General features: G+C 41.0%; 11 protein-coding genes and 1 other annotated feature. All 11 genes read left to right on the top strand.

Translation table 11 applies throughout. From position 1 onward, the window contains the following. Nucleotides 1-216 precede the first annotated feature (216 nt). The 11 genes from speD to QCD85_RS16595 all read left to right on the top strand — a co-directional run bounded on the left by speD (nucleotide 217) and on the right by QCD85_RS16595 (nucleotide 14,243). Nucleotides 217-621, top strand: coding sequence for an adenosylmethionine decarboxylase (gene speD / locus QCD85_RS16645; RefSeq protein ID WP_204826703.1), 405 nt, complete (start codon nucleotides 217-219; stop codon nucleotides 619-621). A 278-nt stretch (nucleotides 622-899) separates the two neighbouring features. Further along, nucleotides 900-2,285 (top strand): glutamyl-tRNA reductase, encoded by a 1,386-nt coding sequence (hemA, locus tag QCD85_RS16640; RefSeq protein WP_273613389.1) that lies wholly within the window; start codon nucleotides 900-902, stop codon nucleotides 2,283-2,285. Nucleotides 2,286-2,299: 14 nt separating this feature from the next. After that, the gene (locus tag QCD85_RS16635; protein WP_301263271.1) at nucleotides 2,300-3,127 is read left to right on the top strand and encodes a cytochrome C assembly family protein; all 828 of its coding nucleotides are present in this window, start codon (nucleotides 2,300-2,302) and stop codon (nucleotides 3,125-3,127) included. After that, nucleotides 3,124-3,834, top strand: a complete 711-nt coding sequence (locus QCD85_RS16630; RefSeq protein ID WP_301263270.1) for a precorrin-2 dehydrogenase/sirohydrochlorin ferrochelatase family protein — start codon at nucleotides 3,124-3,126, stop codon at nucleotides 3,832-3,834. Before QCD85_RS16635 ends, QCD85_RS16630 begins: the two co-directional genes overlap by 4 nt. 26 nt (nucleotides 3,835-3,860) lie before the next feature. After that, nucleotides 3,861-4,811 (top strand): hydroxymethylbilane synthase, encoded by a 951-nt coding sequence (gene hemC / locus QCD85_RS16625; protein WP_273613386.1) that lies wholly within the window; start codon nucleotides 3,861-3,863, stop codon nucleotides 4,809-4,811. A 4-nt stretch (nucleotides 4,812-4,815) separates the two neighbouring features. Then, nucleotides 4,816-6,366 carry a uroporphyrinogen-III C-methyltransferase gene (cobA, locus tag QCD85_RS16620; RefSeq protein WP_274172027.1) on the top strand — a complete coding sequence of 517 codons (1,551 nt, stop codon included), beginning with the start codon at nucleotides 4,816-4,818 and terminating at the stop codon, nucleotides 6,364-6,366. A gap of 122 nt (nucleotides 6,367-6,488) precedes the next feature. Beyond that, nucleotides 6,489-7,493 (top strand): porphobilinogen synthase, encoded by a 1,005-nt coding sequence (hemB, locus tag QCD85_RS16615; protein ID WP_301263269.1) that lies wholly within the window; start codon nucleotides 6,489-6,491, stop codon nucleotides 7,491-7,493. 39 nt (nucleotides 7,494-7,532) lie between these two features. After that, the gene (gene hemL, locus QCD85_RS16610) at nucleotides 7,533-8,840 is read left to right on the top strand and encodes a glutamate-1-semialdehyde 2,1-aminomutase (RefSeq protein WP_273613383.1); all 1,308 of its coding nucleotides are present in this window, start codon (nucleotides 7,533-7,535) and stop codon (nucleotides 8,838-8,840) included. Next, complete coding sequence (locus tag QCD85_RS16605; RefSeq protein ID WP_301263268.1) at nucleotides 8,837-9,781, top strand: RluA family pseudouridine synthase; 945 nt, start codon at nucleotides 8,837-8,839, stop codon at nucleotides 9,779-9,781. Before hemL ends, QCD85_RS16605 begins: the two co-directional genes overlap by 4 nt. Before the next feature lie 82 nt (nucleotides 9,782-9,863). Beyond that, nucleotides 9,864-10,124, top strand: a binding site (T-box leader). Nucleotides 10,125-10,186: 62 nt separating this feature from the next. Further along, on the top strand, nucleotides 10,187-12,856 hold the full coding sequence (locus QCD85_RS16600; RefSeq protein WP_301263267.1) for a valine--tRNA ligase: 2,670 nt from the start codon (nucleotides 10,187-10,189) through the stop codon (nucleotides 12,854-12,856). A 10-nt stretch (nucleotides 12,857-12,866) separates the two neighbouring features. Next, nucleotides 12,867-14,243: a bifunctional folylpolyglutamate synthase/dihydrofolate synthase gene (locus QCD85_RS16595; protein ID WP_301263266.1), complete on the top strand. Its 1,377-nt coding sequence runs from the start codon at nucleotides 12,867-12,869 to the stop codon at nucleotides 14,241-14,243. The last annotated feature ends 5 nt before the right edge of the window (nucleotides 14,244-14,248 follow it).

The following is a 14,248-nucleotide window of genomic DNA, read 5'->3' as shown; positions in this document are numbered from 1 at the left end:
AAACAATCTTTAAATATTTAATAAATATTGCAAAAAGGCTTGCATTTCATGTCGATAGATGTTATTTTTAATCTCGTTGAAAATAATATTAGGAACCAGGATTCACTCAGGACATAGTAATGTTGCGAGAGATAAGACCCTCGGGAAGTGAATGACGTAGGTCCTAGCGGATGAAATTTTTCAAACATTTTATTCCTAGGAAGGGGGAACCGGAAGATGGAATACTCAACTTTCGGAAGACACGTTGCTGTTGATACTTGGGGTGTAGATTTTGATATGCTGAATAATGCTGAGGTTTTGCAAGCTCATATGGTTGATGCAGCTGAAGCATGCGGAGCAACAGTAATGTCTGTTCAAGCCAAACAATTCGAACCACAAGGTGCTACAGTACTTGTTTTGTTGTCGGAGAGTCACCTCTCGATTCACACATATCCTGAGAGAGGATTCGCGGCTATTGACTGCTATACCTGCGGAGAGACCGTAGATCCACAGTTAGCTATTGACTACCTGGTATCCGTTCTGAAACCTGAAAAAACGTATGCCAAAAAATTAGTTCGCGGTTTGGGAGAACTTCAAGTGGAAACACCTGAAATCAAATCGGTTGAACTTATCAATCAATAATATAAACTTTGCTTTGTAGAAGCAAAAGATTAAAATGAAATAAGATCTAAACAATAGCCATGGGGGTTACCTATGGCTATTTCTTTTTAAGTCCATCATTTGACGATATGAAATCATTTGATTATGGTAGGGATAAAGAAATTGTGTCTATATTCCGATGATGATTTCATAAACATTTCATAAAAACGACGAAATTCGTAATTTAGCTGTGATATAATTAACGTATTGTTAATGAACGTATAGAGATATGACTTTTAGATTAGGCAGGTGAACTTGCAATGCACATCGTTGTTGTCGGATTGAATTACCGCACAGCACCCGTTGAAGTGAGAGAACGGTTTGCTATTGCGGACGAAGATTTACCGCAGGCGCTCCGGCAGCTCAGAGAAACTAAGAGTGTGTTGGAAGGGACTATTGTAGCGACTTGCAACCGTACGGAGATTTACGTGGTATTAGATCGTCTGCATATGTGTGGACATTTTATTCGTACCTTTATGGAGCAGTGGTTCGGTATTCCCCGTCAGGAATTTACACAGCATTTATATATATATGAAGATGAACAAGCGATTAGTCATCTTTTTCGTGTAGCTTGTGGATTGGATTCGATGGTGCTGGGTGAGACTCAGATTCTGGGTCAAGTAAAGCGTTCATTCCAATGGGCGCAAGAAAATAAAGCAACAGGTACGTGGTTTAATATGTTGTTTAAGCAAGCTGTGACACTGGGCAAACGTGCACATTCAGAAACAATGATCGGTGAAAGTGCAGTTTCGATCAGTTATGCAGCTGTAGAGTTGGGCAAGCGCATTTTCGGTGCTTTTCATAATAAAGTGATTATGATTCTAGGTGCTGGTAAAATGAGTGAGCTTACTGTGAAACATCTATATGCGAACGGTGCGGCTGAAGTAATTGTAGCGAATCGTACACTTGGACGTGCTCAAGAATTGGCGCATAAGTTCAACGGTACACCGTGTACTATTGAACAAGCGATGGATCGTTTACATCAAGTAGATATTCTGATCAGTTCTACAGGAGCACAAGGATATGTACTAAATGCAGATACACTTGCTCAAAGTATGAAATTGCGTAAGTCTCGTCCTTTGTTTATGATTGATATAGCGGTTCCACGTGATATCGATCCAGCAATTGGCGATATTAGCAATGTGTTTTTATATGATATCGATGATCTAGAAGGTATTGTAGAAAGCAATATGGAAATGCGCCGAGCAGAATCGATTAAGATTGAGCGTATGATCCGCCAAGAAGTAGAATCGTTCAATCAATGGCTCAAAACATTAGGTGTACGTCCAGCAATTCGTGCTCTACAAGAACGTGGAGCAGATATTCATGCAGAGACACTGGAAAGTTTATTTAATAAATTACCAGAGTTAGATGAACGACAACGTAAAGTGATCAGTCGTCTAACCAAAAGTATCGTAAATCAAATGAATCATGAACCGATTCATCGGATTAAAGAAATGGCTGCCGAGAAAGATGGGGCTGAAGCACTTGATTTGTTCACTCGAATATTTGCTTTAGAAGATCAGCTTGAACATTCAGCAGATCAAGTCAATCAAAGCGAAGTTTCTGAAGCACAGTCGCCTGTGCAAGCTAATAAATTGGGATTAGAAGGTAGTTTTGGGTCTTTTGCTCCCGCAACCCTATAGGCAGGTGATTCGCTTTGACGCTTTTTAACCTGTTATACGATATTATTATTTATTTATACGCCCTGAGCCTTCTGTTTTATTTCTCGGATTGCATTCGTCGCAATCCGAGGGCGAAGCGGTTAGGCACAGGGTTTCTTATTTTGGTATTTGTTATTCAGATCGTCAGTATTACGATTCGAACGATAGAGGAAAAAACATTACCGTTATTTTCAACGTATGATTTTTTCTTTGTACTGACTTTTATTTTAATATTAATTTCCTTTTTTATTGAAAAGGTATTGAAGACTGATTATGCCGTATTGCTGTTAAATGTAATCGGCTTTTGTGCTATGGTGCAAAATCGACTTCATTCACCGGGTGAAGGTGTACTCCCTACAGGTTGGGATACCGTTCATGGATTATTAATTTTACATGTAATATTTGCTAATATTAGTTTTGCTGCTTATACGGTAGCTGCTGTGTTTGCTTCGATGTATCTCTTTTTACATCGCAAATTAAAACAAAAAAAATGGGATAATACAGTACGCCGTCTACCTAGCTTAGAAAGTATGGAGAAGTACACTTACACAGCGATGTTAATCGGTACACCGGTATTGATCGTTTCGTTGATTGTCGCTTTGATGTCGATTGTTGCAGAAGGAAGATATATTCTTTTGCTGGATTCCAAAGTGGTGTTTACGTTGTTAGCGTTATGTGTGTATGTTGCTTTTTTTGCTACCAAAAAAATACGTAACTATTCAGCCAACACAATGGCACTATGGGCAATCTTAGGATATATTTTGTTTATTTTAAATTTTGTTTCTAATTCATGGTCTGCTTTTCATCAATGGGTGGGTGTATGAGTGATTCTATTCATTATCTGCCTATTATGCTGGATTGCAGAGATCAAGATTGTCTGATTGTAGGTGGCGGTAAAGTGGCTGAACGTAAAAGTATCTCTTTGCTACAAGCAGGAGCATTACTCACGATAATCAGCCCTACTGTAACACCAAAATTGCAACAATTAGTAGATCAACAGCAGATACGCTGGCATGATCGCGAATATCAGAGTGGTGATATCGCTAATCGTGTTCTTTCCGATGAGAAACTTAGTGAATTTGGTTACAGACCTTATTTTTTGGTACATGCGGCTACATCAGTACCTGAAGTTAATAATCAAGTTGCTAATGAAGCACGTTCTTACCGCATTCCGGTAAATGTTGCTCATCAGCGTGAACACAGTACTTTTATTAATCCAAATGTGATTCGTCGGGGACGCTTAACGATAGCTGTAGCGACTTCTGGAGCTGGACCTTTAGCAGGTCGTCATATTGCGAAAGAAATCAATCAACATTTTGGAAATGAATATGAGATGTATATTGATTTTTTGTATCATTTACGGGAAACAATTGCTACACAAGTTAGTGATGAATCATTACGCAAATCATTACTACATCAAGCGATGTCGCTTTCTATTTTAGAAGATATTCGGCAGGGTGTATTTGAACCCTGGAGTGAGCAACAAATACAACACTGGATCAACCAATCAATAGAGCAATTAGACTATTGAATACAATGGGATCAGGAGATGAATATATGCGTACGATCGTAGTAGGAAGTAGACAAAGTGCTCTAGCGTTAACACAAACAGGTCATGTGATTGATGCGTTAACCGCGATTAGTGAGGAGCAAGGTCTAGAAGTACATTTTGAAATTAAAAAGATCATTACCAAAGGCGACCGGATTTTAGATGTTACTTTGTCCAAAGTGGGGGGAAAAGGTCTATTTGTTAAAGAAATTGAGCAAGCGCTGCTTGATGGTGAGATTGATATGGCTGTGCATAGTATGAAAGATATGCCGTCTGAATTACAAGAAGGTCTTATCAATGGTGCTATACCGCCAAGAGTCGATCCTAGAGATTGCTTGATTACACGTACAGGTTGTTCGTTAGAAGAGCTTCCGCAAGGGGCTAAGCTTGGTACAAGTAGTCTTAGACGTGCAAGTCAGCTTAAATTATATCGTCCTGATCTACAAATTGAATCGATTCGCGGCAATATTGATTCTCGTTTGCGTAAGCTTGAAACCGAAGGCTTTGATGCGATTATGCTAGCGGCGGCAGGATTAGAGCGGATGGGTTGGTCGGATCGAATCACTTCCTTTTTACCGACAGACATCTGTCTGCCTGCTGTAGGACAAGGAGCACTTGGAATCGAATGTCGCGCAGATGATATCGAAATGTTGCAATTGTTGTCTTTGTATAATGATGATCTAACCGCAGTCACAGTCACAGCAGAACGTACATTTTTGGCTGAGTTAAATGGTGGTTGTCAGGTGCCTATCGGTGCATATGCGGTTCGTCTTCAAAGTTCGGATGTGCCGGAAGAGCAAAGTATTATACAATTAACAGGAATGGTTGCTACACCGGATGGCAGTATTATGCTGAAAGAAACGATGCAGGGCACAGATCCTGTAGCACTTGGTATTGCTGTAGCGGCACAACTGAAAAGTCAGGGAGCAGATCGGATACTGGCAGAAGTAAGGGGATGAGTGTATGACCGGTAAAGTGTATTTGGTGGGGGCAGGTCCTGGAGCGTTAAAGTTAATTACGCTTCGGGGCTGGGAATGCATAGGGCTTGCAGATGCGGTAGTCTATGATCGTCTAGCAAGTCCACGGTTGCTCAAGCAAGCCAAGCCAGGAGCAGAAAAAATTTATGTAGGCAAATTGCCTGATCGACATACGATGAAGCAAGAAGAGATTAATCAGTTGCTGGTTGATCTGGCTTTACAAGGGAAAACGGTTGTCCGTCTAAAAGGTGGCGATCCGACGATTTTTGGTAGAGTAGCGGAAGAAGCTGAATTGCTACGCCAACATCAGATTCCTTATGAAATTGTACCGGGGATTAGTTCTTCGATTGCTGTGCCTGCATATGCAGGTATTCCGGTTACTCATCGTGACTTTGCTTCATCTTTATCTATTATTACAGGGCATGAGAGTCCTGATAAATTGGATCAAAGTATTCACTGGGATAAAGTGACTAACGCTACAGGAACACTTGTCTTTATGATGGGTGTTGCTAAGATCGGTTATATTAGTGAGCAATTGATAAAGCATGGACGACCGACATCTACACCTGTTGCTTTGATTCGTTGGGGAACGCGAGCTGAACAAGAGACCCTGGTCGGTACACTTGAAGATATCGCTGCTAAAGTAGAAGCTGCCAACTTCAGACCGCCTGCTGTCATTGTAGTCGGTGAAGTGGTGAATCAACGTGAACATTTGAAATGGGTAGAAGATTTGCCTCTATTCGGTAAGCGTATTTTGGTAACTCGTGCACGTAGTCAGGCAAGTGAATTGGTCAATCGTATTGATGAGCTAGGCGGAGAACCGTATGAGTATCCAGTGATTGAGACAAGGCTGTCTGTAGATGAAGAAAGCACTCAAAATATCGCCAATGCTTTATCAAATTTGCCTAAATATGATTGGGTATTCTTCACCAGTGTTAATGGAGTAGAGTACTTCTTTGAACATTTGAAGCTACATGCTCAAGATATTCGAGCATTGTATCGTGCCAAAATAGTAGCTGTCGGTCCTGCTACACTAGAAGCTTTACGATTGCACGGGATTGCTGCTATGCCCTTGCCTGAGAAATTCCAAGCAGAAGGCTTGTTAGACAGCTTAGAAGGTCAACTACAAGCCGGACAGCATGTTTTACTACCTCGTGGTGATCTAGCACGCTCATGGTTACCGGATACACTTCGAACAATGAATATAGAAGTGACCGAGATCGATACGTATGAGACAGTTATGGTCGGAGAAGATGATATTGAGTTACGTAAGTTATTAGAGGAAGAAGCGATTCATGCTGTTACATTTACCAGTTCTTCGACAGTAACTAATCTTTTAGCAGCTTTGAAAAAGATGGGCATTGAAGATCCTGTACAAGCATTGCAACATTCGATGATTGCTTGTATTGGACCGCAGACTGCTTTAACAGCCGAGCAAGCAGGCCTTAAAGTAGGATTATTGGCTGAACAAGCAACGATTGAAGGATTACTAGATGTGCTTTGTCGTTGGAATGCTGATGTATTAATAGATGTTTAAGTTATAAATTGATGATCGACATCAGATATGCCGACCTTGCAAGTGCTGGTCGGTTTTATTTATCTAGGGTAGTAAGAATATGTTGTTATTTATGATGTATACATTCAAGGAGGAATATGATTATGAGTCAACCCTTTTCACGTCACCGTCGTCTTCGCAAAACGCCTGCTATTCGTAGCATGGTAAGAGAAACAATGTTGCACAAAAGCGATTTTATTCAACCGGTATTTGTAACATACGGTACAAATGTAAAAGAAGAAATTTCGTCGATGCCTGGCGTATACAATTTCTCATTAGATACCATGCAAGCAGAAATTCAAGAAATTGCTGAATTGGGCATTCCAGCAGTCTTATTATTTGCTGTTCCTGAAGTGAAAGACAGTGTAGGTACAGGTGCTTATGCTCAAGATGGTCTGGTACAACAAGCGACTCGTTGGATTAAGGCTAATTATCCGAATCTACTAGTGGTTGCAGATACGTGTCTATGTGAATTTACCGATCATGGACATTGCGGTGTTGTACATGCACATGAATGTGATGGTCATATTGAAGCTGAAGTCGATAACGATGAATCGTTAAAATTGTTAGTCAAAACAGCAGTCTCTCAAGCAGAAGCAGGAGCAGATATTATTGCTCCTTCTAATATGATGGATGGATTTGTATATGCGATTCGTGAAGGCTTAGATGCAGCAGGATACAAAGATATTCCAATTATGTCGTATGCTGTTAAATATGCTTCAGCATTTTATGGTCCATTCCGTGAGGCTGCTCAATCTGCACCTCAATTTGGTGATCGTAAGTCTTATCAAATGGACCCTGCTAACGTGCGTGAAGCATTACGGGAAGCTGAAAGTGATGTAGCCGAAGGAGCAGACATGTTGATGGTCAAACCTTCTCTTGCTTATATGGATGTATTGCGTGCTGTACGTGAGAACTTTGATCTACCATTGGTGGCTTATAACGTAAGCGGTGAGTATGCTATGGTCAAAGCAGCTGCGCAAAATGGCTGGATTAATGAACGTGGGATTGTAACTGAAATGATGCTTGGCTTCAAACGTGCAGGAGCAGACATGATTATTACGTATTTCTCCAAAGATGTTGTACGTTGGTTGCGTGAAGAACAATAATTTAATTTCAAATAAATTGATTGATGGAGGTATTTGCTCATGGAATCTACTCATTCTGTTCGTCGTGATGAGCGTTCACGAGAAGCTTTTGAAGAAGCAAAACAATATATTCCTGGAGGCGTGAACAGCCCTGTTCGTGCTTTTAAAACGGTAGGCTTAACACCAATCTATGCTGAACGTGGTGAAGGTTCAAGATTGTATGATATTGATGGTAATGTATTTATCGATTATATCGGCTCTTGGGGACCACTCATTATGGGACATGCGCATCCTGATGTGGTGCGTGCTCTTCAAGAAACAGCAATCAAAGGAACAAGCTTTGGTGCACCTACTGAACTGGAAACAAAAATGGCGAAGCTTGTCGTAGAACGTGTTCCATCAATGGATATTGTACGCATGGTCAATTCAGGAACAGAAGCGACCATGAGTGTGATTCGTCTTGCTCGTGGATATACAAAGCGCAATAAAATTTTGAAATTTGAAGGTTCATATCATGGACATTCCGATAGTCTGCTGATCAAAGCAGGTTCAGGTGTCGCTACATTAGGTTTACCTGATAGTCCGGGTGTTCCTGAATCAGTAGCAACCAATACGATTACAGTTCCTTACAATGATCTGGAATCTCTAAAGTTAGCGTTTGAACGTTTTGGCGAAGAGATTGCTTGCATTATTGTAGAGCCTGTTGCTGGAAATATGGGAGTGGTTCCACCGCAACCGGGATTTTTACAGGGATTACGTGATATTACGACTCAATATGGTAGTTTACTTATTTTCGATGAAGTGATGACAGGTTTCCGTGTTGATTTGAATTGTGCACAAGGACGTTATGGTGTTACACCTGATTTGACATGTCTGGGTAAAGTCATCGGTGGTGGATTGCCTGTAGGTGCTTATGGTGGTAAACGTGAGATTATGGAGCAAGTAGCGCCAACAGGTCCTATTTATCAAGCAGGAACATTGAGTGGTAATCCACTGGCTATGGCAGCAGGGTACACCACACTTAGTCTTTTAACTCCAGCAGTTTATGAGCGTTTGGAGACAATTTCTGCTCGTTTGCAAGCAGGATTTGAAAAGAATGCGGCTGAGTTTGGGATTCCGTTGACTGTCAATCGTGTAGGATCGATGGTATGTCCATTCTTCACAGCAGGGCCGGTAACAGATTATGATTCTGCCAAAGCTAGCGATATGGATATGTTTAAGCGTTACTTTGGAGCCATGTTAGATCGCGGAATCAGTGTAGCTCCGTCTCCATTTGAAGGTATGTTTGTATCAGGTGTTCATAGTGATGAAGATATTGAACAGACGCTTGCAGCTCATTATGAAGTGATGAAGTCTTTGCAATCATGATGAATGTATCCGATCCTAAGCCATCTTCTATTCTGGCTCAGTGTTCTATAAGAGATGGGGAATGGTTACAAATCACACCAGATCATGATCTTCTACAAGCAGAAGGCAATACCAGGCACAAAGCGGTGATGCAGTGGTTAGAACAAGTATCGGTTCCGGTGAAATTAATCGGTCGACTGCATTCCAAAGGTGAAGTGAAAATAGACGGAGAGCATATTCGGCTTCGTCTGTTTCCACCGATGGATTATGGATTTGATCCTCGTCCACATGATCGCGCGAAAGTGCTCTATGAAGATGATTATGTTCTGGTAATGCATAAGCCAGCAGGTATGAATGTACATCCTTCGGAAGCATCTGATCCAACGATTACATTAGCCAATGTAGTGGCCGATCATTATCAAAAAACAAATCAGAAGTGTGCTGTTCGTCATGTGCATCGTCTGGATGAAGATACAACAGGCCCTGTTTTATATGCCAAAAATGAATTTGCTTTATCCAAATTAGATGAGCAAATGCGTTCTAAAACGATTGATCGTAAATATATAGCTATTGTACAGGGCAAAGTAAGTGATCAATTGACTATCATAGATCAACCGATCGGCAAAGATCGCCACCACAAACAGCGTCGACGGGTGTCTCCGACAGGGCAAGAAGCGATTACTCATATTGAGAAAATATACAGTTCAGCCAGAGCGAGTCTTGTGCGGTTAACACTAGAAACAGGGCGAACTCATCAAATTCGTGTGCATATGAGTGATGCCGGTCATACTCTTATCGGAGATGTTCTTTATGGAGGTAGTCAAGAATTTTATCGTCAGGCACTTCATGGAGAACAATTAACATTTGAACATCCTTTTACAGAGGAAATAATGACTGTTAATGATCCTTTACCAGAAGATATGATCGAATTATTGGATCAATCAGGCATACCTCGCCTTTAAGTCAGCTCTATGACAGGTTTTTTATTGACTTTGATAGGAGCAACGGGTATGATTTGGAGTAAATATTGATTTATTTATGATCTCAATAACCTTGAACGGGAATAGTAGATTATATCGTCCTCAAGAGAGTAGAACTGTTGCGCTGAAAGGTTCTATAGGATCCGGTAGATCGAAGTCGCCTGGGAGTTGTTTATTTGAATTTCAGTAAACCTATTAGATGGATACTGAATGTAGAATAAACCGGTAGCAGCCGTTATCTGCCTCGGAGTGTCGTTCATAGGCTTTTTTATGCATGGACGAAACAAAGGTGGTACCGCGAGAGCTAAGTCCTTTCGTCCTTTGAGACGAAGGGCTTTTTTTATTGAGAATTTTAGCAAAATGACTACGAATATGGGGGTATTTACTATGGCAGATACGTATGAGAATCAAGCAACAACTTCAATGCCGACAACTTATGATCCTAAAGCGGCAGAACGTAAATGGTATGACTATTGGATGGAAAATGATTTTTTCAAAGCAGGGCAACGTCCTGATGCGAAGCCATATACAATCGTTATTCCACCTCCTAACGTAACAGGTATGCTTCATATTGGACATGCACTTGATTTTACATTGCAAGATATTATGACACGTACCAAACGGATGCAAGGTTTTGATGCGCTTTGGCTTCCAGGAGCAGATCATGCAGGGATTGCAACACAGACCAAAGTAGAGCAGAATCTGCGTGCAGAAGGTATTACTCGTCATGATTTGGGACGTGAGAAGTTTGTAGAAAAAGTATGGGAATGGAAAGACAAATACGCAGCTAACATTCATGAGCAATGGGCGAAAATGGGCTTTTCTCTTGATTATTCACGCGAACGTTTTACATTGGATGAAGGTCTATCCAAAGCGGTTCGTGAAGTATTTGTAAAGCTATACAACAAAGGTCTCATTTATCGTGGTAAATACATTATTAACTGGGACCCTGAAGCACGTACAGCTTTATCAGATATCGAAGTAGAATACAAAGAAGTGAACGGACATCTGTATCATTTACAATACCCGCTTCAAGATGGTAGCGGACATATTGTGGTAGCAACGACTCGCCCGGAGACAATGCTTGGTGATACAGCGGTAGCCGTTCATCCCAAAGACGAACGTTACAAAGATATGATTGGTAAAATGCTAGTATTACCAATTACCGGACGTGAAATTCCGATTATTGCTGATGATTATGTTGACCGTGAATTCGGTAGTGGCGCTGTAAAAATCACTCCTGCTCATGATCCGAATGACTTTGAAATGGGACATCGTCATGATCTGCCTCAGATCGTAGTAATGGATGAGACAGGCACGATGAATGAAAATGCAGCGCAATACGAAGGATTAGATCGTAGTGAATGTCGCAAACAGATCGTTAAAGATCTAGAAGCAGCAGGCGTTTTGATCAAAATCGAAGATCATGTACACCAAGTAGGGCACAGCGAACGTACAGGCGCAGTAGTTGAACCGTATTTGTCTACGCAATGGTTTGTAAAAATGAAACCACTTGCTGATGTTGCGATTAAAGCGCAAAAAGAAGGCGAAGGCGTTAACTTTGTACCGGATCGTTTTGAAAAAACGTATTTGAACTGGATTGAAAATGTACGTGACTGGTGTATCTCCCGTCAATTATGGTGGGGACATCGTATTCCAGCATGGCATTGTGAAGAAACAGGCGAGATTATTGTAGCAACCGAAGATCCAAGTCATTTGCCTGAACATGCAGGTAAAACTTTGCGTCAAGATGAAGATGTATTGGATACATGGTTCAGTTCTGCATTATGGCCGTTCTCTACACTTGGCTGGCCGGATGAAACAGAAGATTTGAAACGTTATTATCCTACTGATTTACTTGTAACTGGATACGATATTATCTATTTCTGGGTATCTCGTATGATCTTTACAGCACTTGAATTTACAGATCAAATTCCATTTAAAGACGTATTGATGCATGGTTTGGTACGTGCTGCGGATGGACAGAAAATGTCCAAGTCGCTAGGTAACGGTATTGATCCACTTGAAGTGATTGAGCAATATGGTACAGATGCGATGCGTTATATGTTGTCTACAAGTAGTACACCTGGACAAGATTTACGTTTCCGTCTGGAGCGTGTAGAACAAGCACGTAACTTTGCAAATAAAATCTGGAATGCTTCCCGTTTTGTTTTGATGAATATGGAAGGCTTCCGTTATGAAGATATCGACTTGAGTGGTGATCTTAGTACAGCAGACCGCTGGATACTACATCGTATGAACGAAACAGCACGTGATATTACACGTCTAATCGATTCATATGAATTTGGTGAAACAGGTCGCCTATTGTATAACTTTATCTGGGATGATCTATGTGATTGGTATATCGAAATTGCTAAGTTGTCACTATATGGTGAAGATGCAGTAGCGAAGAAAACAACGCAATCGGTATTAGCTTATGTGTTGGATCGTACATTGCGCATGATTCATCCATTTATGCCATTTATTTCAGAAGATATCTGGCAACATTTGCCGCATGAAGGCAATACAATTACACTTGCAGCTTGGCCTGAATTTGATCCGGCTTTAGAAAACAAAGCTGCGCAAGAAGAAATGAATTTGTTGATCGACTTGATTCGTGCTGTTCGTAATATTCGTGCAGAAGTGAATGTACCGATGAGCAAAAAAATCGAATTGATGGTTAAAGCCAAAGACCAAAAAACATTGGATATTATTCAATCCAACGAAGGATATATTCGTCGCTTCAGCAACACTTCTGAGTATCAATCTGGATTGGATCTAGCAGCACCGGATAAAGCGATGACAGCGATTATTACCGGCGCAGAGTTGTATTTACCACTTGCAGGTCTACTTGATATCGGTCAGGAAATCGCTCGTCTGGAAAAAGAAGTAGCGACTTTAACTTCTGAAGTTGAACGTGTTGATAAAAAGTTAGCTAATCAAGGCTTTGTAGCTAAAGCACCTGCTAAAGTGATTGAAGAAGAACGTGCTAAACAAGCCGATTATTCGGAAAAACGTGAAAAAGTTCTTGCCCGAATCGCAGAATTGAAAGGGTAAGGTGAACAGGATGGAACATGGAACATCAGAGGGGCATCAAGCCCCTTTTCACACTTATGAGCAAGCTGTTGAATGGATAAATAGTCTGATTCCTTTTGGGATTCGTCCGGGGTTATCTCGTATTGAAGGTCTGATGGAGTTATTGAATAACCCGCATCGTAAGCTTAAATTTGTACATGTTGCAGGGACGAATGGTAAAGGAAGCACGTGTGCTTTTTTAACAAGTGTTTTGATACAGTGCGGCTATGATGTCGGTACATTTACATCGCCGTATATCACCAAATTCACCAATCGTTTTCAATATAACGGTATAGATATTCCAGAAGAGATATTGTGTCGCTTAGCTAATCGTCTATATCCTTTAGTGGAGCAAATGGCAACAACAGATTTAGGATCACCAACGATGTTTGAAGTATCAACAGCACTTGCCATTTTGTACTTTGCTGAAGAATGTTATCCTGATGTGGTGATCTGGGAAACAGGTCTTGGTGGACGAATGGATGTAACCAATATTGTTCATCCAATATTGTCGGTCATTACAAATGTAGGCTATGATCACACTGATATTCTAGGAGATACATTAGAGCAGATTGCTAGTGAAAAAGCCGGTATTATCAAGCCGGGCGTACCTGTAGTGAGCAGTGTAGATCAACCGGAAGTGATCGAAGTACTTCGTGCTAAAGCAGCAGCTTGCAAATCAACGCTTTATTTAGCAGGTGAACAATACACAGCAGAACGTCTATCCGGTGATGAAGCGGAGCAAACGTTCCGTTACAAAGGTCTTTTTCGTGAAATCGATATTACGATCTCTATGCAAGGAGAACATCAATGTACCAATGCAGGTGTAGCGATGATGGCGTTAGAAGTACTGCGTCAATATTCAGCTTTTGTATTGGACGATGAGCTTTTGCTGAAGGGATTTAGACATACTTTTTGGGCAGGACGCTTAGAGAAAATGCCTGGCGAACCAACGATTGTACTGGATGGAGCACATAATCCTGAAGGAGCAGCAATGCTTGTCAAAAGTATACCGCAGACTTATCATTACAAGAAGCTTCATATGCTTGTCGGCATGTTAGAAAACAAGCATCATGAACCTGTATTTAGACATCTATTATCAATTGCAGATACAATTATTTTGACAGAACCCGATTTTCGACGCAAAATGGATGCAGATCAATTGGCACAATTAGTGATCAGATTACAACAAGAAATGAACAGAACAGAAGTAAATGTTATAGTGGAGCGTGACTGGCGGCAAGGTATTCAGTTGCTTCAATCACGAACAGAACGGGAAGATCTAGGGGTCGTAACCGGAACACTGTATTTAATTTCGGATGTAAGAGCGACTCTTTTGCATCAAACCGATTCTGAAAAGGGCTGGTGAGTCAG

Origin of the sequence: Paenibacillus sp. PsM32 (genome assembly GCF_030433815.1) — a bacterium.
Taxonomy (GTDB): domain Bacteria; phylum Bacillota; class Bacilli; order Paenibacillales; family Paenibacillaceae; genus Saccharibacillus; species Saccharibacillus kyungheensis.
Note: the sequence above shows the minus strand (reverse complement) of the source record. Positions and strands in the feature narration are given on the sequence as shown.

Excerpts from the sequence above, each read along its gene's own strand:
- speD (WP_204826703.1), top strand. The coding sequence starts at position 217 with ATGGAATACTCAACTTTCGGAAGACACGTTGCTGTTGATACTTGGGGT.
- hemA (WP_273613389.1), top strand. The coding sequence starts at position 900 with ATGCACATCGTTGTTGTCGGATTGAATTACCGCACAGCACCCGTTGAA.
- QCD85_RS16630 (WP_301263270.1), top strand. The coding sequence starts at position 3,124 with ATGAGTGATTCTATTCATTATCTGCCTATTATGCTGGATTGCAGAGAT.
- hemC (WP_273613386.1), top strand. The coding sequence starts at position 3,861 with ATGCGTACGATCGTAGTAGGAAGTAGACAAAGTGCTCTAGCGTTAACA.
- cobA (WP_274172027.1), top strand. The coding sequence starts at position 4,816 with ATGACCGGTAAAGTGTATTTGGTGGGGGCAGGTCCTGGAGCGTTAAAG.
- hemB (WP_301263269.1), top strand. The coding sequence starts at position 6,489 with ATGAGTCAACCCTTTTCACGTCACCGTCGTCTTCGCAAAACGCCTGCT.
- hemL (WP_273613383.1), top strand. The coding sequence starts at position 7,533 with ATGGAATCTACTCATTCTGTTCGTCGTGATGAGCGTTCACGAGAAGCT.
- QCD85_RS16605 (WP_301263268.1), top strand. The coding sequence starts at position 8,837 with ATGATGAATGTATCCGATCCTAAGCCATCTTCTATTCTGGCTCAGTGT.
- QCD85_RS16600 (WP_301263267.1), top strand. The coding sequence starts at position 10,187 with ATGGCAGATACGTATGAGAATCAAGCAACAACTTCAATGCCGACAACT.
- QCD85_RS16595 (WP_301263266.1), top strand. The coding sequence starts at position 12,867 with ATGGAACATGGAACATCAGAGGGGCATCAAGCCCCTTTTCACACTTAT.